General features: G+C 69.2%; 18 protein-coding genes, 1 tRNA gene and 1 pseudogene. 13 read left to right on the top strand and 7 right to left on the bottom strand.

Going from position 1 to position 21,620, the window contains the following annotated elements; all coding sequences use genetic code 11:
• Positions 1-29 precede the first annotated feature (29 nt).
• Positions 30-911 carry a divisome protein SepX/GlpR gene (gene sepX, locus ABZ312_RS01480; protein ID WP_500328924.1) on the top strand — a complete coding sequence of 294 codons (882 nt, stop codon included), beginning with the start codon at positions 30-32 and terminating at the stop codon, positions 909-911.
• Positions 912-973: 62 nt separating this feature from the next.
• Positions 974-1,047, top strand: a tRNA-Ala gene (locus tag ABZ312_RS01475).
• Between the two features lie 73 nt (positions 1,048-1,120).
• Here the strand turns inward: ABZ312_RS01475 and ABZ312_RS01470 are convergent.
• On the bottom strand, positions 1,121-1,297 hold the full coding sequence (locus ABZ312_RS01470; RefSeq protein WP_500328925.1) for a tyrosine-type recombinase/integrase: 177 nt from the start codon (positions 1,295-1,297) through the stop codon (positions 1,121-1,123).
• Positions 1,298-1,359: 62 nt separating this feature from the next.
• Between ABZ312_RS01470 and ABZ312_RS01465 the strand changes: the two genes are divergently transcribed.
• The gene (locus ABZ312_RS01465) at positions 1,360-1,794 is read left to right on the top strand and encodes a DUF3592 domain-containing protein (RefSeq protein WP_500328926.1); all 435 of its coding nucleotides are present in this window, start codon (positions 1,360-1,362) and stop codon (positions 1,792-1,794) included.
• 54 nt (positions 1,795-1,848) lie between these two features.
• Here ABZ312_RS01465 and ABZ312_RS01460 read toward each other — a convergent pair whose 3' ends face one another.
• Positions 1,849-4,806 (bottom strand): FAD-binding and (Fe-S)-binding domain-containing protein, encoded by a 2,958-nt coding sequence (locus ABZ312_RS01460; protein WP_500436129.1) that lies wholly within the window; start codon positions 4,804-4,806, stop codon positions 1,849-1,851.
• A gap of 725 nt (positions 4,807-5,531) precedes the next feature.
• Here ABZ312_RS01460 and ABZ312_RS01455 point away from each other — a divergent pair.
• From ABZ312_RS01455 to ABZ312_RS01445, 3 genes are all read left to right on the top strand, one after another.
• Positions 5,532-6,737 (top strand): cytochrome P450, encoded by a 1,206-nt coding sequence (locus tag ABZ312_RS01455; protein ID WP_500328928.1) that lies wholly within the window; start codon positions 5,532-5,534, stop codon positions 6,735-6,737.
• 260 nt (positions 6,738-6,997) lie between these two features.
• Complete coding sequence (locus ABZ312_RS01450) at positions 6,998-7,786, top strand: acetoacetate decarboxylase family protein (RefSeq protein WP_500328929.1); 789 nt, start codon at positions 6,998-7,000, stop codon at positions 7,784-7,786.
• A 79-nt stretch (positions 7,787-7,865) separates the two neighbouring features.
• On the top strand, positions 7,866-8,267 hold the full coding sequence (locus tag ABZ312_RS01445) for a tautomerase family protein (RefSeq protein ID WP_500328930.1): 402 nt from the start codon (positions 7,866-7,868) through the stop codon (positions 8,265-8,267).
• 53 nt (positions 8,268-8,320) lie between these two features.
• On the opposite strand, the gene ABZ312_RS01440 is transcribed toward ABZ312_RS01445, so the two are convergent.
• Positions 8,321-9,103 (bottom strand): DUF3152 domain-containing protein, encoded by a 783-nt coding sequence (locus ABZ312_RS01440; protein WP_500436127.1) that lies wholly within the window; start codon positions 9,101-9,103, stop codon positions 8,321-8,323.
• A 387-nt stretch (positions 9,104-9,490) separates the two neighbouring features.
• Here ABZ312_RS01440 and ABZ312_RS01435 point away from each other — a divergent pair, with 387 nt between their 5' ends.
• Both ABZ312_RS01435 and ABZ312_RS01430 read left to right on the top strand, forming a co-directional pair.
• Positions 9,491-10,147 (top strand): response regulator transcription factor, encoded by a 657-nt coding sequence (locus ABZ312_RS01435; RefSeq protein ID WP_500328932.1) that lies wholly within the window; start codon positions 9,491-9,493, stop codon positions 10,145-10,147.
• A gap of 260 nt (positions 10,148-10,407) precedes the next feature.
• Positions 10,408-12,411 carry a SpoIIE family protein phosphatase gene (locus tag ABZ312_RS01430; protein WP_500360139.1) on the top strand — a complete coding sequence of 668 codons (2,004 nt, stop codon included), beginning with the start codon at positions 10,408-10,410 and terminating at the stop codon, positions 12,409-12,411.
• A 34-nt stretch (positions 12,412-12,445) separates the two neighbouring features.
• Here the strand turns inward: ABZ312_RS01430 and ABZ312_RS01425 are convergent, their stop codons facing one another.
• The gene (locus ABZ312_RS01425; RefSeq protein ID WP_500328934.1) at positions 12,446-13,588 is read right to left on the bottom strand and encodes a sensor histidine kinase; all 1,143 of its coding nucleotides are present in this window, start codon (positions 13,586-13,588) and stop codon (positions 12,446-12,448) included.
• A gap of 142 nt (positions 13,589-13,730) precedes the next feature.
• On the opposite strand from ABZ312_RS01425, the gene ABZ312_RS01420 reads away from it, so the two are divergent.
• Genes ABZ312_RS01420 through ABZ312_RS01405 form a run of 4 tightly spaced genes read left to right on the top strand, consistent with a single transcriptional unit; the run spans position 13,731 to position 17,450 of the window.
• Positions 13,731-14,351, top strand: a complete 621-nt coding sequence (locus ABZ312_RS01420; RefSeq protein ID WP_500436125.1) for a hypothetical protein — start codon at positions 13,731-13,733, stop codon at positions 14,349-14,351.
• Positions 14,348-15,424: a peptidoglycan-binding protein gene (locus tag ABZ312_RS01415; RefSeq protein ID WP_500328936.1), complete on the top strand. Its 1,077-nt coding sequence runs from the start codon at positions 14,348-14,350 to the stop codon at positions 15,422-15,424. Before ABZ312_RS01420 ends, ABZ312_RS01415 begins: the two co-directional genes overlap by 4 nt.
• Complete coding sequence (locus tag ABZ312_RS01410) at positions 15,421-16,212, top strand: ABC transporter ATP-binding protein (protein ID WP_500328937.1); 792 nt, start codon at positions 15,421-15,423, stop codon at positions 16,210-16,212. Before ABZ312_RS01415 ends, ABZ312_RS01410 begins: the two co-directional genes overlap by 4 nt.
• Entirely contained in the window at positions 16,212-17,450 is a 1,239-nt protein-coding gene (locus ABZ312_RS01405; RefSeq protein ID WP_500328938.1) for an ABC transporter permease, read from the top strand. Before ABZ312_RS01410 ends, ABZ312_RS01405 begins: the two co-directional genes overlap by 1 nt.
• A 198-nt stretch (positions 17,451-17,648) precedes the next feature.
• On the opposite strand, the gene ABZ312_RS01400 is transcribed toward ABZ312_RS01405, so the two are convergent.
• Together ABZ312_RS01400 and ABZ312_RS01395 are read right to left on the bottom strand one after the other, a co-directional pair.
• Positions 17,649-18,848, bottom strand: a complete 1,200-nt coding sequence (locus ABZ312_RS01400; RefSeq protein WP_500436123.1) for a sensor histidine kinase — start codon at positions 18,846-18,848, stop codon at positions 17,649-17,651.
• A gap of 302 nt (positions 18,849-19,150) precedes the next feature.
• A complete protein-coding gene (locus tag ABZ312_RS01395) occupies positions 19,151-19,765 on the bottom strand; it encodes a TetR/AcrR family transcriptional regulator (protein ID WP_500328940.1) in 615 nt (204 codons plus the stop codon).
• A gap of 277 nt (positions 19,766-20,042) precedes the next feature.
• On the opposite strand from ABZ312_RS01395, the gene ABZ312_RS01390 reads away from it, so the two are divergent.
• On the top strand, positions 20,043-21,230 hold the full coding sequence (locus ABZ312_RS01390) for a PucR family transcriptional regulator (RefSeq protein ID WP_500328941.1): 1,188 nt from the start codon (positions 20,043-20,045) through the stop codon (positions 21,228-21,230).
• 282 nt (positions 21,231-21,512) lie between these two features.
• On the opposite strand, the pseudogene ABZ312_RS01385 reads toward ABZ312_RS01390, so the two are convergent.
• Positions 21,513-21,620: pseudogene (locus ABZ312_RS01385) on the bottom strand (ABC transporter ATP-binding protein); the annotation flags it as partial.

The following is a 21,620-nucleotide window of genomic DNA, read 5'->3' as shown; positions in this document are numbered from 1 at the left end:
CTGTCGCGAACCCCCCTACCGTGTGATGCGTGAGCAGCAGCGGCCTCATCTACGCAGTCATCGTCGGGGCCTGGGCTGCCTACTTGGTGCCGATGTGGCTCCGTAGGCAGGACGAGCTCAACGAAGCGCGCCCGACGGAACGCTTCAGCACCGCCATCCGGCTGTTGTCCGGACGTGCGGCACTGGAGCGCAGGTACGCCAAGACGGAGGACCCGGAATCGGAGGCCGAGGCGGAGCCCGCGGTCGACGTCCGGGCCCTTGCCGTGCCCGCGACGGAAGTGAAGCCGACGTCCCGGCAGAGCGGGCAGGCGGGCGCGTCGGGGAAGAAGGCGAAGCAGGCGAAGCAGGGCGGTCAGGCGAAGTCCGGGACGTCGAAGAAGCCCAATCCGCGGGCCAAGGTGCTCGCCGCCCGTCGCCGCACCATCACGCTGCTCTTCCTGGGCTTCACCGCGGGCATGATCGTCGCCGCCGTCGGCGGCGTCGCCTTCCTCTGGGCCCCGGCCGCGCCCGCCGTGCTGCTCACGTTCTACATCGCCTACCTGCGCGCCCAGGAACGCCGCCGGTTCGTGGTCAAGCTCGACCAGCGCCGCGCCGCCGACGCCGCCAAGCGGCTGCGTGAGGCCCGTACGACCCGCGAGCCCGCCCCTCTCGACGCGCACGACGTGGTGGAGCCCGCACCGCCCGCCGAGGAGCCCGCGACGGCCGACCGGCGCGCCCTCGTGGAGCAGACCGACCACGCCGAGTGGGTCGACCAGCAGCGCGTCCCCACCGAGGACACCTGGGAAGTCCCGGCCCCGCGGCCGACCTTCTCCACCGCCCCGGTCACCCCGCGCCGCTCCCGCGACCGCTCCCGCACCCCCCTGTTCGACCAGCACGCCGACCGCGACCGCCCCCGCGCCGCCAACGAGTGACCTCCCCGCGCCGGGGGGCGCGGAGCACCCCCGCCGGGATGCTAGAGTTTTCCTCGTTGCAAGGGCCTGTGGCGCAGTCCGGTAGCGCACCTCGTTCGCATCGAGGGGGTCAGGGGTTCGAATCCCCTCAGGTCCACAGCAGCTCAAAGCCCCTGACGGAGAGATCCGGCAGGGGCTTTGTCGTGCCGCACAGCAGCGAAGTACAGCAACTACGGTTGATCTTGCGTGTCGAGGTGCTTGCCGAGCCTGCGCAGCGCCTTGCGTGTCGCCTCGGACGGGACATGCGTGTAGATCTCCATCGTTACCGCGATCTTGCTGTGCCGGAGGATCTGCATCGCGATCCGGGGGTGCACATCCCGCAGCGCACCGTCGTCCGGTTGATCCACACGTTCCTTGCCTGGCGAATCATCGGCACTGTGGTCTGAGGTTTCAAGGAGGGGGGTGCGCGGTGGGGGAGCCCGGTGGCCTGATCGATCTCATGGGCGTATTTTTCGTGTTTCTGGGCACATGCGGTGTGCTCATTCAGTTGCACAGCTTTTGGGTCTACCGACGCCTGTGGAAACTGGAGCGGCATGGGGTCGAGGGTGCGGCGACCATCGTCCGTACGGAGCCCGCGCGGGGCCTGCTCCGGTTCTTCTTCGAAATCAAGCTGCCTGAGGGTGAGTCCGGTGGCGAGTTCTCCGAAGTGCTCTTGGAGCCGATCGGTTCGCCGGGCGACGTGGTTCCGGCCATCTACGATCCCAGCAAGCCACAGCGTGCAAAGACCGGAACGCGCGGGGACATCGAGTACAAGGGCGAACGCCTTGCCGTATACCTCCTGGGCGGCGGCGGGACGCTCTTCATCGCCGGGTCCGTGATGATCCTTCTAGTGCGCGGCTGGTGAGACCCAGGTGGTCGGCTGTACGGCCCGAGGACGGCGCCGAGCCGGGCTGAGTGTCTAAATGGGAACCCGTTGCCCTACGCGCCAGTTGGGGGGGCGGGTCAGTTCTTCCAGGAGGAAGACGAAGGACTCGTACGGGCGGCCGGTGGAGTGGCGCAGTCCCATCTCGCAGGTGCGGTTGGCCGACAGGTAGGCATCCGCGGGGGTCTTGTCCAGGACGGCTTTCTCGTCCCGCGTCGCGGACAGGACCAGCTCCGGGTGGAGGAGCCCTCGGTCGCCGGCCGTGCCGCAACAGGTGGTGCCGACCGGTACGAGGACCTCGGCAGCGAGTTGTCCTGCGATGGCTTGCAGGGTCTTGCTCAGCCCCAGATGTGCCGTTGAGCAGGTGGGGTGCACCGCCACGCGGTCCACCCGCCTGGTGATGGTCAAGTGCGGGAGCAGGCCGGCGCACCAGGCGATCGAGTCGAGGAGCGTGATGTGTTCCAGCCGGGCGCGGTGTTCGTCGTCGAGGTGGTTCTTGACGTCGTCGAGCAGGCCGTTGGTGCATGACGCGGCGTCGATGACCACGGGCAGGGTGCCCTGCCCACTCCAGGACCACAGGGCGTCGCACGTGGTCGCGGCCATCCATTCGTGCCCGCTCGTGTAGCCCTTGCTGCTCCATGGCGTGGAGCAGCACTTGCCCGCCACGTCGTCGGGGATCCACAGTGGCTTGGCGGCTCGCGCCGAAACCTCGACCAATGCCTGCTGCAGGGAAGGATGCCGTGGCATCCCCGGGTCGCGGCCGAAGATGCGGTTGACACAGGCGGGGAAGTAGACGGCCGCCGCACCGTCGCGGGAGGTCCGTGGCGGCTTGCTCACCGCGCTGCGGGGCATCGGTCCCGGTACCGCCGGCATGAGGTCGTTGCTGATGGCGAGCCGTGCGCCGGCCGTCAGTCCGGTGAGTGCCTTCGGGCCGACGGTTCGTTGGACGATGTCGGTGGCGCCCATGGCGGTGCGGGCGAGTTTCTCCACGGTCGCCCATCGCCTGGCGATCTCCAGCGCGACCTTCTCGCGCTGGTCCGTTGCCTCGGCCCGCCGGAATCCCTTGATCAGCGCACCGGTGTTGATGTGGACCGGGCACGGGATGGCGCAGGTGCCGTCGACGGCGCAGGTCTCGATGCCGTCGTACTCGTATTCCGCCTGCAACTGGGCCAGCAGCGGCGATCCTTCCGGCTGCCGTGCCATCTCCCGGCGCAGCACGATGCGCTGCCGGGGGGTCGTCGTGACGTTGCGGCTCGGACAGACGGCCTCGCAGTACCCGCACTCGATGCAATGGGTCGCGACGTCCTCGATGTCAGGCGTCGACTTGAAGGATTTCAGGTGGATGTCGTCGTCGCGGGTGAGGATGACGTCGGGGGCGAGAACGCCGTGCGGGTCGGCGAGCTCCTTGATCCGCCACATGATCTCGGTGGCCTTGTCGCCCCACTCGTGGCGGACGAAAGGCGCCATGTTGATCCCGGTGCCGTGCTCGGCCTTGAGCGACCCGTCGTACTTGTCGACGACGAGTGCCACGAGGTCGGACATGAACGCGGCGTACCTGTCGCGGTCGGCGGAATCGGCCAGTTTGGGCGTCAGGGTGAAGTGCAGATTGCCGTACGCGGCGTGACCGGCGACGCCCGGCAGGAAGCCGTGCTCGGCCAGGAGGGCATGCAGGTCACCGGCACCTTCGGCGATCCGGGCGGGCGGGAAGCAGACGTCCTCGTTGACCACGGCGGTGCCCGGCGGGCGTAGTTCGCCGACGATGCCGAGCAGGCCCTCGCGTATGCGCCAGTCCAGTTCGATGAGCTCCTGGTCCCGGGTGAAGTCCAGCGGGTGCAGCAGGTTCGCGTCCCCGACCAGCTCCGCGACACGGGCTTCGACCTCGTCGAGGCCGGCCGGGTCCTCGGCGGCGAACTCGACGAGAAGTGCCGCTGCGCCCGGATCGAGGGTCTTCCAGTAGTCGGGTGTGTTGGGGAACGCCTGGGCGGCGGCGGTGAGGGCGGGTGCGACCATCAGCTCGACGGCTTCGGCGCCGAGACCGACCAAGCCGGGGACGAGGGCGACCGCTTCGTCGACCGACGGGAGCACGATCCAGGTGACCGTGGTCGCCGTGGGGGCCGGAAGGGTGTCGATCACCGCCTCGGCGATGAAGGCGAGTGTGCCTTCGGAACCGATGAGCAGGCGCCGGAACATCTCGAGCGGGGTGTCGGTATCGAGCAGTGCCGCAAGGGTGTATCCGGTGGTGTTGCGGATGGTGAACTTGTGGCGCACGCGCGCGGTGAGCTCGCTGTCGGCGAGCAGGTGCTCCCGCAACTCGGCAAGGCCGGCTGCCAGCTCCGGTTCCGCGGTGGCGAATCGTTCCTCGGCGTCGGCTGCGGCGGTGTCGATGACGGTTCCCGATGGCAGTACGAAGGTCATTGACGCCACGGTGTGGTACGCGTTGCGCTCCAGGGTGCAACGCATCCCGCCCGCGTTGTTGGCGAGGACTCCGCCGATGGTGGCGACGTCGGAGGAGGCCGGATCCGGTCCCAGGCGTCGACCGTGCCGGCGGAGCACCGCCGCGGCGTGGCCGAGGATCGTGCCGGGCCGCACTCGCAAGCGCGCGCCGTCGTTCTCGACGGCCATCCCGTTCCAGTGCCGGCGCACGTCGATGAGGATGTCGTCGGACTGGGCTTGGCCGTTGAGGCTGGTCCCGCCGGCACGGAACGTTGCGTGCCGCCCGCTCCGGCGGCAGTAGGCCAGCAACTTCTGGACGTCGCGAACGTCGCGTGGCAGGACGACGACCTGGGGCAGGTAGCGATAGGGGCTGGCGTCGGAGGCGTACCGGACGAGGTCCGAGATGCGGTGCAGCACCTGGTCCCCGCCCAGCAGGGCGATGAGGTCGCTCTTGAGTTCGTGAGGTGTCCCGCCTGCGTGTGCGGTGTCGATGGCATCCGCCTCCGGCAGACGGGAGGGGCGACCGATGGCGGGGACGCTGGGGCTGAGCAGCTTCTTCACGTTGCCGGCCTCTCCGCCAACGCACCGGTCGTCGGTGCACACGGCTTCCCGCGGAACGGTGATGGTCGGCCATGTCCATGGTCTCTGGAACGTGCCCTGCGAACCCGAAAGACCATGAGCGGGTCGACCGAACTCGGTGCCCGCACGTCTCACCCTGGGCGCCCGGAGGAAACCCCAGACCCTGGTGATCGCGCCCCTGGTCACACAGTGAAAAGGCGTAGCCAACTGCTGAGGATTCTACCGGGGACATGCGGCGCGTGCCCGGTGACCGTTGCGTGGCTCGCGCTCGCGGTTCCTCCGTGAGGGGCGGCGGTTCGGCGGCCGCGTTGGCGTGCATGGGCCCGGCTTTCGGACGCCGATGCATCGAGCGCCCTTTCGCCTGAGGCCTGGTCTTCCGGCTCGTCCTCGCCTTGCGGGACCCGGGCGGTGGATTGAAGCTGAAATTGAGGTGTGGCTACGGACCGCATGGCGCAGCGCTGACGGCTGCTGGGGCTCGGCCACAGCGGCCCGTACAGGGAGCGGATTCGCGTGAGGCTGTCGCCGACAGCAGATCGCGGCAAATCTGCCGCCGGTCGACCCGGCCTTTCCGGAGCCCCGTCTGCCCACCCATGGGGCCACGGTCAAGCTGACGGGCCACATCACCGAGCGAACGGCGTGTCCAGTTCTTCGTTCCGTCACACGCCCTGCCACCCGCCATGCGCGGCCCGGAGTTTTCAGGAGACGTCATGACGCCCGGCCCCATCTCCGCGCAGATCACCGACTACGCCAATCGGGCCGATCCGTACCCGCTCTACGCGGAACTGCGCAAGCAACCGGTCAGGCGGGAGGACGACGGCACCTATCTGGTCAGCACCTATGACGAGGTGCGGGGCCTGGCCAACGATCCGCGGCTGAGCAATGACACGAGCAACCGTTCACCTGGCTTCGCCCGCATCGGGCAACCGGTGGAGTCCGGCCTGCCGCCCAGCTTCATCTTCACCGACCCGCCCTTGCACGACCGGCTGCGCAGCACGATCAACCGGCCGTTCGGCCCGCCGCACAGCCCCAGATTCCTCGACGGCCTGCGCGGAGAACTGGCCAAGGTCGTCACGGAGCTGCTCGATGCCTTCGCCGGCAAGGGTCAGGTCGACATTGTCGAGGACTTCGCCTACCCCCTTCCCGTCACCGCCATCTGCAAGGTCCTCGGCGTGCCGCGCGAGGACGAACCACGCTTCCACGTCTGGGCGGACGCCCTGGCGTCGTCACTCGATCCCCGCTCCGGCGACGACGGCGGCGCGGACAGGGCACAGCGGGCACGCCAGGACATCGGCGCCTATCTGACCGATCTGATCGAGAGCAAACGCCGCCACCCCGGCCCCGGAATGCTCAGCGCGCTCGCCCCCGAGATGACACCGGCAGACCTGGAGGCCACCGCGGTGCTGCTCTTGGTCGCCGGCCACGAGACCACCGTCAACGCGATCACCAACACAACCCTCACCCTGCTGCGCCACCCCGACGTCCTCGATCGGCTCCAGAGGGAGCCGAACCTGGCCGTCCCGCTCGTCGAGGAGGTGCTGCGGTACGAGCCTCCGGTCCAGTTCGTCCCGTGGACCACCGCCCTGGCCGACATCGACGTCGCCGGCACCACGATCCCCAAGGGCTCGCCGGTCTGGCTCATGCTGGCTGCGGCCAATCGCGATCCCCGGCGCTTCGAGGACCCCGATCGGTTCGACCCCGACCGCAAGGACAACGAGCACTTGGGCTTCTACACCGGCATCCACTACTGCTTCGGCGCCCCTCTCGCCCGCATGGAACTCCATGCGGCCGTGCCCGAACTCTTCCGCCGGGTCCAGTTCTCCCGGCTGATCGAGGACCCGCCGCCGTACCGCGCCAACGCGGTGCTGCGCGGCCCGCGCCGTCTTCCCGTGGCCATTGAGGGCTTGACAGCTTGAGCACCGCCGACGCAGGGCCGACACCCGCGGTTCGATGGGCAGTGGCTGGTGAACCTGTGCCGACAGGACGTCCCGTGCCGCGTCGAGGGTCTTCGGTGCAGAACCGGCCCACCGCACTGGCCACCGAACCGGAAGTGACGACCAACTCACGAGTGCAACGATACGTATCGTTTCGCTATTCGGTAGGCGCCTGCTAAGGTCGTCATCGGCGAAACGATACGTATCGTTTCAACTGGTTCTCTCGTGAAGGAGTGCGCGTCATGAAGGGCTACACCGTCCCCCTCTCGCCCCGCGGCATCGCGAACCTGGCGCCGGCCCCGCCGTGGCACTACGCCGGCACCGTCGTCGCCGTCGAGTTCTTCACCGACCCCGACACGGCCGCGACGACCCTGCCCGAGGGGCTGACCCCCGACCCGGACTCCGCCGGCCGCGGCGTCGCGATGTTCATCGACTGGCAGTACTCCTCCACCCACCTGGAGTACCTCGACCCCGCGCGCTCCCAGTACCGCGAGTTCTTCATCACCCTGGACGCCCACCACGACGGCACCCCCGTCTCCTGGTGCCCCTACATCTACGTCGACAACGACTCCGCCATGGCCCGCGGCTGGGTCCAGGGCTTCCCCAAGAAGCTCGGCGCCGTCCACCAGACCCGCGCCTACTCCGTCGGCGGCCCCGGCACCCCCGTCCTCGGCCCCGGCGGACAATTCGCCGCCACCGCCTCCTCCGCCGGACAGCGCATCGCCGAAGCCACCATCACCCTCCGGCAGCCCGTCCCCGACCCCACCGCGCTCATGGGCCGCCCCCTGATCAACCTCCGCCACTTCCCCAACCTGACCGCCGGACAACACGACAAGCCCGCCGTCCACGAACTCGTCATGGCCGTCCTGGACAATCCCGCCGTGAGTGACGCCTGGGCCGGCACCGCCGACCTCACCTTCCTCCCCGCCCACGGCGAGGAACTCGCCGATCTCCCCATCCACCGCGTCGGCAAAGGCTTCCACTTCGACCTCGCCTACACCGTCACCGACCTCATCACCCTCACCAACTAGCCCCCACCCGAACCCGACGACCCCGGCGCGCCCCTCGCGTCGAGGGGCACGCCCGCAGCCTCAGATGTCAGGAGCTGACGTGCCCATCTACACCTGCACCACTGCTCAGGGGACGCTGGAAGTCGCAACCAAGGGGGAACTGGCCGGAGAGATCACCCGGATTCACTCGGAGATCAACCACGTGCCGCCCGCCTACGTCAACGTGACCTTCACCGAACTGCCCCCGGACAGCGTCTACGTCGGCGGAGAACCCGGAGCGCCGTTGCTGATCACCGGGTGGGCCCGGCGAGGCCACCCGCAAGAGGAGACCACCCGCCTGGCGCTTGAACTGTCGGCGGCCGCCTCCCGCGTCACCGGGATCGCCGAGGGCCGCGTTCTGGTGGTGATCCAGGACAGCCCCGCGCGGTCCGCGGTCGAAGGCGGCCATGTCCTGCCGGACCCCGGCCGTGAGCAGGAATGGTCGGGTCGGCACGAGGGGTAGCGGCACACGCTGCGCGAGTCGGGAGGTCCACCGTGCGGTTCGACGGGCGCATGTCAGGGGGACACGGGCGGCCCGGTGATCAGGTTGCCCTGGCCGTCGTAAGGCCAAGGGTTCGCGACGCACCCGTGCAGCCCCTTGATCTGCTGCATCATCACGGGGGCCGGCATGCCCGGTCCAGGACATCCCCGGTGTCCACGCCCGAGGAAGTGACCCACCTCATGGTTGATGATCATCGCGTGATAGTCGGCGGGCCGGCCCTCGTACTGGGGGCTGAGCAGGATCCAGCGCTTGATGTTCACCACGACGGTCTGGGCGACGTTGCAGTTCAGCTCACCCTGGGTGTCCAAGCCGTAGCTGGCGCACAGGGCATCCGCGGTGTCCGGGGTCGCCGCACGGACCCGGAAGTCGTACGGCGGCCCCTCCACACGCCGGAATGCCACACCGCTCGTCGTCCAGCCCCGGCCGTCGGCCAGTATGCGTTCGACCTCGGCGGCCACGGATGCCGCGGTCAGTTCACTGCCGTCCTCGGTCTGCACGACGTACCGCAGGGTCCTGCCGTGCCCGACGGCCTCCGATGAGCCGGCGGCCGCGGTGAACGTGCCGGCCCCGTGCTGCGGTATGCGCGGAGGCGGTGGCGGCGACGGACTGCGCCGGGGACTCGGCGGCGCCGTTGAAGGGCGTGAGTCATGCGGAGGCGCCGAGGCGGGCGTGGTCGGCGAGGGACGGCTCTTGTGCGCCGCGGGCGCGGCCCGCCCAGGTGTGACCCGCCCGGCGATGGCGAAGACCCCCGCGAGGCACACTCCCAGGATCGCGAGGCAGGGAATGACGAGAACCATGCGCCGCCTCCTTGCCCGGCGGTGTCTGCTGCGACGGTGCTTCATGCTTCGAACTACACAACGCCTCCGGTGAAACGGAGGTGAGCACCAGGACTCACGCTGTCCTCACGTGGCGCGATGCATAGTGGCAAGAGAGCGTCGGAACCGCTGCCGGCCCCCACGCCACCTTCCCGGTCCGGGACAAGGGGCGGAGCGGCGGCGAACCTGAATGCATCGCAGAGGCCCGAGAACGCCCTGGCGGCACGGTCGTCCGGTCGCGATCCAGCGGAGGACGGGCCCGCCTCGTGCCGTCGCCGGTGAGGCCGGACAGGCGCCGTCGGGGCAGAGACCAAGAGATGACCGCTGCCTTGCAGACGGCGCAGAAACGGCTGAAGGGAGAGACGCAAGGTGCGGGTGCTGGTCGTGGAGGACGAAGAACTGCTCGCGGGTGCCATAGCCGAAGGTCTGCGGCAGGAGGCGTTCGCGGTGGACGTCGTCCATGACGGTGAGGCGGCTCTGGAGCGGCTGGCGATCAACGACTACGACGTGATGGTGCTCGACCGGGACCTTCCGAAGCTGCACGGCGATGAGGTGTGCCGACGCACCGCCTCCCAAGGGGCCGAGATCAAGATTCTCATGCTGACCGTCTCGACGACGGTCGCCGAACGCGTCGCCGGGCTACGCCTGGGGGCGGACGACTACCTGGTCAAGCCCTTCGCGTTCGCCGAACTGGTGGCCCGGATCAGGACGCTGGGCCGCAGGGTGCGGCCACCGGCCCCGCTGGTTCTGGAGCGCGCGGGAATCCGCCTCGACCCGCACCTGCGCGAGACCTCCCGTGACGGCCGCTTCGTACCGCTGTCGAGGAAGGAGTTCGCGGTCCTGGAGGAACTGCTCCGGGCGCAGGGCGGGCCGGTCTCGGCCGAGCAGCTGCTGGAACGGGTGTGGGACGAGAACATCGACCCCTTCACCACGATCGTGCGGGTCACCATCCGCAGCCTGCGGCGCAAGCTCGGCGAGCCGGGCGTCGTGGAGACCATCACCGGGGTGGGGTACCGGATCCGCTGAGTCGGGGGGCACTGGTGCACCGCCATGCCTCCGCACCCGTCGAGAACCGGGAACGAGCGCACCCTCCGGGCACCTTCGCCCCCACGGGACGCCATGCGCCACCGCGCCCGGTTGGCCCATCGGTCCGGAGCCAGGTTTACTGGCGATGTCGAGGAAAGATGAGGTCGGCCATGCCTCGTGGACACCGACACGCCGAACCGGGTTCCCCGGAGGTGCCTCCGGAGGAGGAAGCGGAGACCTTCGAGAAGGAACTTTTCAGGATGGCCCAAGCAGGCCTCGAGGTGTACGGTCCGGATCTGCGCGTCCTGCGCTCCAATGCCGCCATCCTCGCCTTGCGGGGCATGCCTGAGGCGCAAGTGGTCGGAGCCAGCCTGGGTGACCTGGACACCCGGATCGCACTGTCGCCGATCATGCGTGAGGTTCTGGACACCCATGAAGTGGTCCGGGAACGCACGATCGCCGCGGTCCCGGCCGACGACCCGCAGAATCAGCACCTGTACTCCGTCACCGGTTACCCACTGCGATGCGACGGCCGGGTGCCGGGTGCCGTTGCGGCGATGGTTCGCGATGTCACCGAGCAGGTCCGCAAGCAGAAGGCGACGGACCTGATGGCCGTGGCCCGGTCCAGGATCGGCACCACGCTCGACGCACCTCGTACCGCCCAGGAACTCGCCGACATGGCGGTGCCGGCCTTCGCCGACGCCGTCGCCGTCGACCTGGTGGAGTCCGTGTTCGACGGCGACGCCCCCATAGGGCCCGTCACGGCACACCTCCCGATGCGGCGTGCCGCCTTCGCATCTGATGAGGAGCAGTACGGGGCCTATCCGGTGGGCGGCAGCAGCCAGTTCGCGTCCCACACCCCGTATACGCGGGCCTTGGCAGACCTACGGCCGCGGCTCGTCGACTTGGCGACGAAGTCGGGCGCCTGGCTGGTACATGACCGCATGCGGGCCGAGTTCATCGTCCGGTCCGGGGCGCACTCGATGATCGTGACACCGCTCACCGTGCACGGCCTGGTCCTGGGCCTGGCCAGCTTCTACCGGACCCGCTCCCACCCCGAGCCTTTCGGCGACGACGATCTGTCGCTGGCGGCGCAACTGGCGTCCTGCACCGCGGTATGCATCGACAACGCACGTCGCTTCACCCGCGAGCACGTGATCGCCACGGCTCTGCAGCGCACCCTGCTGCCCCGCGAGACGCCACAGCTCTCCGCGGTCGAAGCCTCCCATTGCTACCGGGTCGGCCGTTACGGCGCTCACTGGTTCGAGGTGCTCCCGCTGTCGAGCTGCCGTGTGGGCCTGATCATCGGGTACGTGCCGGGAGAGGACCTGCAGGCGTCCGTCGCCATGGCGAGGCTGCGGACGGCCGCCTCCACCCTGGCCGCGATGGACCTGCCGGCGAACGAGTTGCTGGCTCATCTTGACGATGTCGCCCAGCGACTTGCAGGTGAGCAGGAAGCGGACCCGGCCACCCTCCACCGTGCACGGCCGCCGTTCACCGCGTCCTGCCTGTACATGACGTACGACCCGGTCACCCTCCGTTGCACGGCTGCGTCCGCCGGTCACGACAGCCCACTCGTCACCAGTCCCGAGGGCGCGGTAGGCACGCTCGGCGTACCCCGTGGTGCGGCCCTCGGCAAGGGGGAGCCGCACGAGGTCGTCAGCGTGGAGCTGGCACCGGGCAGCCTCCTGTCGCTCTATTCGGACGGCAGCGCCGATCGCCACCCGTCGGAGGCCAGGGACCGCGTCGACCGGCTACGCGCCGCGGTGGCCCACCCCCTCGAGACCCCTGACGACATCTGCGACCAGGTGTCGTACCAGGTCCTCCGTGGCAGCACTCCCCAGGACGGTGCGGCGCTGCTGGTGGCCAGAACCCGATCCGTCGGCGCCGACAGCGTCGCTTCCTGGACCCTCCCCGCCCGGGCGATCTCCGTGCGCGAGGCGCGTCGGGCCGCGCGGGACCGGTTGGCGCAGTGGGGACTGGAGGAGTGCTCCCCTGTCACGGAACTGATCGTCAGCGAACTCGCCACCAATGTGATCGAGCACGCCGAAGGGCCCATCAGGCTCCGCCTCATACGCGACCGTGTGCTGACCGTGGAGGTCGCGGACGACGCCGAGACGACCCCGCGCCTGCGTCATGCCCGCCTGCAGGACGAGGACGGGCGCGGTGTGTTCCTCGTCGCCTCCCTCGCCGACCGCTGGGGCATGCGCTACGAGGACGTGGGCAAGACGATCTGGGCCGAGCAGACGCTGACGGCTGCGTGACGACGGCGTTCACACCCCTGCCGATGCCGGGTGCTCATGCCTGCTTGCCCGGGTCCTGGAATCGATGGGGGAGCGTGACGGTGATGGTCAGGCCGCCCTCCGGGCGTGGGGTGGCGTTGGCTTCGCCGCTGTGGGTGTGGGCGATCGCCTGGACGATGGACAAGCCCAAGCCGCTCCCCTTGGCGGAACCGACGCGGTCGGTGAGCCTGCGGAAGGGCTGGAAGAGAGCGGGCACCTCGTGCGGAGCGATCGAGGGCCCGGTGTTGGTGACGGTCAGCACCGCTGCTTCGGGGCTGGAGCGGGTGATGACGCGGACGGCGCCGCCGTGATGGTTGTAGCGGACGGCGTTGTCGACGAGGTTCCGCGCGAGCTGCTCCAGCAAGGTGGGGTCCCCCTGTAGCGGCGCGACACCGAGGTCGCCGGACAGGGCGATGCCGGCTTCTCGTGCCGATGCCGCGGCGGCATCGAGGACCGTTTCGGCGACGAGGCGAAGGTCGGTGGGCAGGCGCTCCACGGTGCCGCCGTCCGAGCGGGCGAGCGCGAGGAGCGCGTCGATGAGACGCTCTTGGCGAGCGTTGACCTTCAACAGGTCCTCACCGAGGTGGCGCAGGGACGCCGTGGCGTTGCGGCGGTTCATGGCCACTTCGACGAGCGTGCGGTTGAGCGCGAGCGGCGTCTTCAACTCGTGCGCGGCATTGGCGATGAAGCGGCCCTGACCGGCGAACGACTCGTCCAGACGTTCGAGCATGCGGTCGAAGGAGTCGGCGAGAGTCTTGACCTCGCCGGGCGGTGCTTCGAGGCAGATGCGCTGGTGCAACGTGCGCCCGGCGACCCGCTCGGCGGTGTGCGTGATGTGGGTGAGCGGCTGCAGCAGCCGTCCGGCCACCACCCAGCCCACGGCGGTGGCCGAGACACCTACGAAAGTGACGACCAGCGATCCCCATTTCAGCATCCACAGCATGTCCGCGTTCATGTCGTGCGGATCCACCTGCGGCGACGGATTGGCGAAGTTGAAGTGCCAGTAGCGGACGACCAGTAGCACCGTGGCCGCCAGTACCACGGAACCGGCGATGAAGAACATCGAACCGAACACTGCCGTCAGCTGCAGGCGCAGGCTGCCGCGGTGAGCGGCGATCCACAGGAACGGGGAGGCCGGCGCTCGGACGAACTTCCGCACTGCGGCCCGAGGACGCATCCCGTCCACCTTCCTTCGCTCGGCAATGCTGCTGCTCCTCAGTACCGGATCGGGCGTGAGCTGGGGGTGAGCTCGAGGGCTCACGAGCCGTTCACCGGGGTTCTGCTGGGATATCGGCAGCAGCGTGACCAGGGACTTTCTTGAAAGTGGCCTTGAAGGACGCTTCCGCCCGGCCATGGAAGGACGAGAAATGCAATCAGTGTCAGCGCTCACGAGACTCTTCGGTCCCCCGGCGCTTGTCATCGCCGCCGTGGCGACACTGGCGGGATGCGGCGGTGGGGGTGCGAACGGCGCGCAGGTGGCGAGTGTGCCGGACGGCACGTCGAGCGCCGCCTCGGCATCACCCGGCGCGGATCCCGACTTCATGCCCTTCGTACGGTGCCTGCGCGAACACGGTCTCGATGTGAAGGATCCCGACCCGGACACCGAACAGGGGCTCGTCGTCGCCATGGCCGACGGAAGTCCCGTGGTCGCCACGGACCCTGCCTACAAGGCGTGCCAGTCCAAGTGGCCGACATATGATCCTGGTCCTCTCTGGAAGCCGGCGGACATCGAGAAGCTGAAGCGGTACGCCGTGTGCATGCGGGAGAACGGGGCCTCGGACTATCCCGATCCCGACCCGGAGACCGGCGAGCAGCCCGACGACTCGACGTACAACTCCAAGCTTGATCCGAATGCTCCGAAGGCCTCGGCGGCCTGCGACCATCTCTACCCGCAGTCCGAGAACGACGGCGTCGCCGGATGAGCCGGCGCAAGAGCTCCGGCAAGGGACGCCGCACGCTTCTCATTCTCGGCGGGACGGCGGCCGTTGCCGTGGTGGTACTGGCCGGTGCGGCCTCCTCCGGCGTTCTCGGTGGCCACACCAAGACCGCTGCGCCCAGCGCGTCCCCTCCGGCCACCGCAGAGGTGACGCGGAAGACCATGGAGCGCTGGATCACCGTGCCAGGCGCCGTGACGTACGGCTCCGCACGGCCTTTGACCGGACACGCCCAAGGCACCGTCACGTGGCTACCCGCATCGGGCACGGTACTTCGCCGGGGCGACGAGCTGGCCCGCATCGACGATCGCCCCGTCGTCCTGCTCTACGGCAAGCTCCCCGCGTACAGGGAGCTGGCGCTGGATACGAAAGGGGAGGACGTCAAGGTGTTCACGACCAACCTCAGCGCCCTGGGCTACGGTGGCTTCACGCCCGGTGATACGTACACCGCCGGAGTGGAAGCCGCCGTCAAGCGCTGGCAGAAAGCCCTGGGCGCTGCGGAGACCGGCAAGATCGCCCTCGGCGACGTGGTGTACGCCGATGGTGCGCGCAGGGTCGCCCAGCGCGGTGCGGCGATCGGTGCCGCCGCGGTACCCGAGTTGCTGACGGTGACCGGAACCACACCGCGGGCGAAGCTCACCGTTCCCGTCGAGGACTCCGAGCTGGCGGTCAAGGGCGTGCGGCTGAAGGTGTCCACCACCGGTGGCAAGAGCACGGACGCCACGGTCATCTCGGTCGGCGCCCCGCACACCGGTGACAGCGGCGAGAACGTCCAGGACGTCACCGTCTCCCTGGTCGACCCGTCGGCCGTGAGCAGGGGGACCGGCCGCGGTTCCGGCACCCTCACCGGTCGTTACCTCGCCGGTCGGCACGAGAACGTTCTGACGGTTCCTGTGTCGGCGCTTCTCGCGTTGTCCGGCGGAGGTTACGGCGTGGAAGTGCTGGACGGCCACGGGCGCGGTCATGTCGTCGCCGTACGTATCGGGCTGTTCGTCGACGGACGCGTCGAGGTGACCGGTGAGGGGCTGGCCCCCGGTGCCAAGGTGGGAACCGCGCGATGAGCGCCGACCCCGTCGTGGTCCTGGACCGTGTGAGCCGTAGCTACGGAGGCGGTGTCGCCGCCGTGCGCGATGTCAGCCTGACGGTGAGGCCGGGTGAGGCAGTTGCCGTCGTCGGCCCGTCCGGCTCGGGGAAATCCACGATGCTCAACCTCATCGGCACACTGGACCGGCCGACCTCGGGCCTGGTTACCGTCGCCGGACACGAAGTGTCCCAGCTGAGCGATCGCCGCCTGTCCGCCCTACGTGCCATGTACATCGGTTTCATCTTCCAGCAGTTCCACCTCCCGGCCGGATTCCCGATCGTCGAGGCGGTGGCCGACGGCCTGCTGTACAGCGGCGTGGCTCGGCGGGAACGGACACGCCGTTCCCTGGCCGCTCTGTCCCGGGTCGGCCTCGGACATCGGACCGACCACCGGCCGCATGAACTCTCGGGCGGCGAGCGGCAACGAGCCGCGATCGCCCGCGCCATCGTCGGCGAGCCGCCACTGCTGCTCGCCGATGAACCCACCGGCAACCTCGACACTGCCTCCGGCACGGCCGTCATGGAGTTCCTCGGGGAGTTGCACACCGCCGGCACGGCCCTGGTCCTGATCACCCACGACGCCGAGGTGGCGGCTCGGCTGCCGCGCCGGATCGAGTTCCGGGACGGCGCCGTGGTCGGCGATCGAGCCACCGATGCGGCAGACGGCGCCGGAAGGGGTTCGACGACGGCCGGATTCGCCGGCGAGGTCGCCGCCCTCCCGGGCAGCGGCCTCGGCCACCACACTGCGACGGAGGCGCCCCACTGATGCAGACGACCAGTCCGCCCCTGACCCCGTTCAGACTGCGGCCACGTGACGTACTACGGGTCGGCAGCACCGGATTGCGGTACCGGCCCCTCCGGGCAGTGCTGTCGGCGCTCGGCATCGCCATCGGCATCGCGGCGATGACCGCCGTCGTCGGGATCTCCAGTTCCAGTCGCACAGCACTCGACCAGGAACTGGCCGCCTTGGGAACCAACCTGCTCACCGTGGGCCCGGGCAAGGACCACAGCACCGGGGAGAGAGTCGCGCTCCCGGAGACGGCCCCAGCCATGATCCGCCGGGTCGGCCCGGTACAGTCGGTCGCCGCGGTCTCCCGGCTTCCTCGCGCCAACGTCTACCGCAACGAGCACATCCCCACGGCACTCAGCGGCAGCATCGCCGTCTACGCGGCGACGCAGGGCCTGCCGGAGGCACTGCGGGTGTCCCTGGCCGACGGAGACTGGCCCAATGCCGCTCAGGCGAAGCTGCCCGTGGTGGTCATCGGCGCCGGCACCGCGAACAGCCTGGGCATTCACGACCTTCGTGGCGCATCGCCGGCGGAAGGCCCGAACGGCGTTCAGGTGGTGCTGGGCGGCAGCCGCTTCACCGTCGTCGGAATCCTCGCCCCGGCCCCCCTCGCGCCCGAACTGGATCGGGCCGCGCTCGTCGGTTGGGAAGCCGCCCGTGCAGAGCTGGGCTTCGACGGACACCCGACGACCGTCTACGCCCGTGTCCGGGACGACGCAGTCACCGATGTGCATGGCGTCCTGGCCCCTACGGCCAACCCTGAGCACCCCGAACTGGTGTCGGTCTCCAGGCCCTCCGACGCCCTCGTCGCGAAGAACGCCTCGGAGCGGGCCTTCACCGGGCTGTTGCTGGGCCTTGGTTCGGTCGCTCTGCTGGTGGGCGGGATCGGAGTCGCCAACACCATGGTCATCTCGGTGCTGGAGCGCCGCGCCGAGATCGGCCTGCGCCGCGCTCTGGGCGCCACACAGGGGCAGATCCGGCTGCAGTTCCTCGCGGAGTCGCTCCTGCTGTCCGCGCTCGGTGGAGCGGCGGGTGTACTCCTCGGGATCCTCGTGACCGGTGTGTACGCCACGACGCAGGGGTGGCCGACCACCGTGCCGGCCTGGGCCTCCGCAGGAGGCACCGCCGCCACGTTGGCCATCGGCGGTCTGGCCGGCTTGTACCCGTCGGTCCGCGCCGCGCGAATGTCTCCGACGGAGGCGCTGGCAGGCACATGAACGGGCGAGCCCTGTGGTCATGGCCGGGTGGCCGGGACCACGGCCGGGCGCCCGTCCAGCGGCGTCATGCCGATGGGGTCCGCGTCAGGAGTCTCGCCGATGGTCCGGAACTCGAACGCCGCTCCCCGGCGCCACAGCCCAGTTGCAGGAAGACCACCCGCTGTGAAGCGGGTGGTCATGCATCAGGGTGGGCACTCCTCACGCGTGCGGTCGTGCGCTGGTCGGGACCCGGGTGGGCAAGGTGACGGTCACGGTGACGCCGCCGCCCGAACGGGGTACGGCATCGACGTCTCCGCCGTGGGCGTGGGCGACCGCTCGGACGATCGACAGGCCCAGGCCGCTGCCCTTGGCCGTGCCGACCCGGTCGGTCAGTCGGCGGAAGGGCTGGAAGAGAACGGGCACCTCATGCGCGGCGACGACGGGGCCCGTGTTGGTGACGGTGAGCCGCACTCCGTTGGCAACCTGTGCCGTGAGGACGCCGACTGTGCCGCCGTGAACGTTGTAGCGGATGGCGTTGTCAACAAGGTTCCGGGCCACTTGCTCCAGCAGCAGCGGATCTCCGTGGAGTGGCGCGGGACGCAGATCCGTTTGGACCGTTACTGCGGCCCGTTCGGCCGCCTGCGCCGAGGCCTCCATGGCCGAGGCGGCCGCCTCGGCCAGGTCGGTGGGCAGGCGTTCCACGGTGCCGTTCTCGGAGCGGGCAAGAGCCAGCAAGGCGTCGATCAGCCGCTCGTGGCGAGCGTTGACCGCGAGCAGGTCCTCGGCCAGGTGACGTATTTCCACAGGGGCGTTGCGCCGGTTCATGGCGACTTCAACGAGGGTGCGGTTGATGACGAGCGGGGTCTTGAGTTCATGTGCCGCGTTGGCGATGAAGCGGCCCTGGCCGGCGAAGGACTCGTCGAGTCTCGCCAGCATCCGGTCGAGGGAGTCCGCCAGCTTCTTGACCTCGCCGGGCGCGGCCTTCAGCGCGATCCTCTGGTGCAGGGTGCGTTCGGCGACGCGCTCGGCCGTTCCGGTGATCTGCGTCAGCGGCCGCAGCAGCCGACCGGCCGCCACCCAGCCCGCCGCAGTGGCCGCGCCTCCCACGGCTGTGGCTAGGAGCGATCCCCATTTCAGCATCCACAACATGTCCGCACGTGTGTCCGTCCCCTGGGCTGCTGCGTGCCACCCGGCCTGTTCCTGGAACTGTGCTTGCTGCTGCGGGGTGAGAGGTGGACGCATCTTCACGTAGGGAGGGAAGGATGCGCCGGGGTGGGCCTGCCGGAAGCGGTAGACCAGCAGCACGGTGACACCCAGCACCACGGCGACGGCCAGGAAGAACATCACGCCGAAGATGCAGGTCAGCCGGAGGCGCAAGCTCCCCTTGTGTTCGGCGAGCCAGCAGGTGACCAAGCTCATGATTTCCGGCCCGGGACGTTGGCCTTCAGGCTACGGAGCAGGGGCGGCATTCGCTGGCTCCCGGTTCGGCTTCTCTGGCGTGCCCATCCGGATTCGATTTCATCCGCGGATCGAGGGCCCCGGCTGAAAGCGCAATGCGGTCACTTTCAGTCGGGAAGGAAAAGGCTTCCATCTCATCTTTTCGCATCTTCCGTTCCGGGGGTAGAGGGAAGATCGAAGAATTCAGGCGGACATCCTTGTGGAAATCACAGGAGCCCGCCCCGACTGCGTGATCGCCGCGGTCGGGGCGTCCGGTGCCGGGTTCACGCGGAGGGCCTGCCCGCGCGGAGCGCGAAGTGGGAGCCGTTTTCGGTGACGAGCCGGGTGAGCTGCTCGGCCAGGGCGTTGTCGGTGGGCGTGTCGGTCATGAGGCGTCGGTAGAGGATGGTGCCGGCCCAGATGTCCTGGACGAGGTCCGTGTCGAGGTCGTGGGGGAGGTCGCCGCGTTGCATGCCGCGGCGCAGCGCGGTGGCGATGTTCTGGCGTTTGCGGTGGAGGAAGGTCTCGCGGAAACGGGTCATGAGCTCGGGGTGGGGCAGGAGACCCGCGGCGAGGGCGGGCAATGAGGCCGCGATGTCCTCGTTGGTGTAGTTGTCGATGGTCATGTCGACGGCGTGGCGCAGCTCGGCGTGGGTGTCGCCGAGGTCGGGGATTTCCTCGGCGCGGAAGATCTCGGCGAGGGCGTCGGCGATGAGGGCTTCCTTGTTCGGCCACCAGCGGTAGATGGTCGACTTGCCGACGCCCGCGGCGGCCGCGACGGCTTCGATGGTCAGTGCCGGGTAGCCCTGTGCCGACAGGACACCCCGCGCCGCGTCGAGGATCTTTGCAGCGGACCGCGGCCCACCGGTCGGCGGGCCCGAGGAGAATTCCAGCACCATTGCAAAAACGATACGTATCGTTTCGTTTGATGTCAAGGACATGCTGCCGCGCTGCCGAGGCACGTGCGGCAGCGGGTCAGGGCCCAGGCCGGGCGGAAGGCTTCGTCTTGCCGCCCGAAGAATTTTCCGGATATGAAATCCGCTGCATGGAGAAGGCTTGGCCGAATGAATTCAGGTGCGGAATCGGAGGTCGATCACTCGTCTCGGCTCCGGGGATGCAACGTGGGGTGCTGAGGTACCGTGGAAATCGCCGTCCGTTCGAAGGGCCAGGATTCTCGTGAGCGCACAACAAGCGGATCTCTCGAGCACTGATGATGCCGTTGCCGCGGAGCTCTCCGCGCTCTACCGGTGGGCAACTCAGGAGGTAGGGGATCTGGTGCCTGCCATCGTGGACGACATCCGCGGCCAGGTCGGATCGTTCGAAGCGATGCCGCGCGCCGAGCACGAGGAGGCGGTGCTGGAGCAGTACCAGGCGTTCCTCGCCTCGCTCCAGGAGAGGCGAGCACCCACCGGCCGCGAGATCGAGGCTGCTCGAGAACTCGGCCGGAGGCGAGCCCGGCAGTTCGTTCCCATGGAATCGGTCATCACGGGCTTCCACATCGGTTACCGGCATCTGTGGAGCATGCTGCGCCAGGAGGCCGGCAACAGGCAGACGGCGGCCCTGCTCGCCCTGCTGGAACTGGTGGACCAGACCTGGGCGTGGGTGCAGCACATGTGCGGCGCCGTGGCCGACGGCTACTCCGAGACGAGCCGAGGCAGGGAAACGGCCCTGGTCGAACTTCGGCACCGATTCGTCGAAGCCCTCTACGCCGACGGCGCGCAGGGCGAGGACGGGTTGTGCATGGCCCGCGCCCTGGACTTCGATCCCTACGCTTCCTTCCAGGCCGCGTGCGCGCCCGTCGAAGCCTGGTCCGACACCCATTTCGACCTCTTGCGGCGGAAGCTGCACGCGAACGGCGGCACGCTGCACGCGGTGATCCACGGCGAGCGCGTCGTCATCCTGGCGCAAGGCATGATCATCGCGGACGCCGGCGAATTGCTGCCTGCGGGAGTTGATCCGGTTGCCGGGATCGGCATGCCCAGGGCCGGACTGGCGGGTGCCGCGGAGAGCATCGGCGACGCGGAACGGGCACTTGTGGTCGCCCGTGAACGGGGGTGCACGGTGTCCTTCGATGACAAGTGGCTCATCGCCACCCTCCTGCCCCAGCGTGATCGGCTGGCTCCTCTCGTGCGCTCCACGGTGCCGCGCAGTCACCCACGCCTCGCCGAGGCCGTTCTGGCTTTCGCGCACAACGGCTTCTCGATCAGCGCGAGTGCGGCGGTCCTGCATCTGCACCCCAACACCGTTTCCTACCGGCTGGATCGCTGGCACCACCACACGGGCTGGGACCCTCGCAGCTGGGACGGGTTGGCCCGCTCCCTTGCCGCCATCGTGCTGTACCCGCCGGAGAACCCTGGGCGCTGATCCAGGCGCGTACACCGCCCTGAGCTGGGCATGTCGAGCGTCGCTCACGTCCTGCTCACATACGTCGTGCTTGGGTACGGGCGAAAGTGCGCCGGGAAACGCGCGCACTCGCGGAGGGTGCACGCGTCGGGAATCCCGGCGGTCGGTCCGCCATTCGCGGTCCCGCTGCCCTCGGAAGGCCCGACCTTGCTCTCAGTCAACGTCGGGCGGCGCGTGAAACGCGCCGCCCCTCAGCCTCGCGACCATGCCGTCGACGCTGCACGTTTCATGGCGGGCCCATGGTCAGTCGGTGGGCGTGATGTGGCCGTCGCGGAGTTCCAGGACGCGGTCGGCGAGGGCGAGGAGCTGGGGGTCGTGGGTGGCGACGAGGGCGGTGACGCCTTCGCTGTG

This window comes from Streptomyces sp. NPDC006207, from assembly GCF_040613835.1.
GTDB lineage: Bacteria > Actinomycetota > Actinomycetes > Streptomycetales > Streptomycetaceae > Actinacidiphila.
The sequence above is the reverse complement of the archived record's forward strand: the minus strand, read 5'-3'. Positions and strand labels throughout refer to the sequence as shown.

Coding starts and splice junctions, on each gene's coding strand:
- ABZ312_RS01440 (WP_500436127.1), bottom strand. CDS start 9,103: ATGGTTCTCGTCATTCCCTGCCTCGCGATCCTGGGAGTGTGCCTCGCG.
- ABZ312_RS01415 (WP_500328936.1), top strand. CDS start 14,348: ATGAGCCGGCGCAAGAGCTCCGGCAAGGGACGCCGCACGCTTCTCATT.
- ABZ312_RS01395 (WP_500328940.1), bottom strand. CDS start 19,765: ATGGTGCTGGAATTCTCCTCGGGCCCGCCGACCGGTGGGCCGCGGTCC.
- ABZ312_RS01455 (WP_500328928.1), top strand. CDS start 5,532: ATGACGCCCGGCCCCATCTCCGCGCAGATCACCGACTACGCCAATCGG.
- ABZ312_RS01430 (WP_500360139.1), top strand. CDS start 10,408: ATGGCCCAAGCAGGCCTCGAGGTGTACGGTCCGGATCTGCGCGTCCTG.
- ABZ312_RS01405 (WP_500328938.1), top strand. CDS start 16,212: ATGCAGACGACCAGTCCGCCCCTGACCCCGTTCAGACTGCGGCCACGT.
- ABZ312_RS01410 (WP_500328937.1), top strand. CDS start 15,421: ATGAGCGCCGACCCCGTCGTGGTCCTGGACCGTGTGAGCCGTAGCTAC.
- ABZ312_RS01450 (WP_500328929.1), top strand. CDS start 6,998: ATGAAGGGCTACACCGTCCCCCTCTCGCCCCGCGGCATCGCGAACCTG.
- ABZ312_RS01400 (WP_500436123.1), bottom strand. CDS start 18,848: ATGAGCTTGGTCACCTGCTGGCTCGCCGAACACAAGGGGAGCTTGCGC.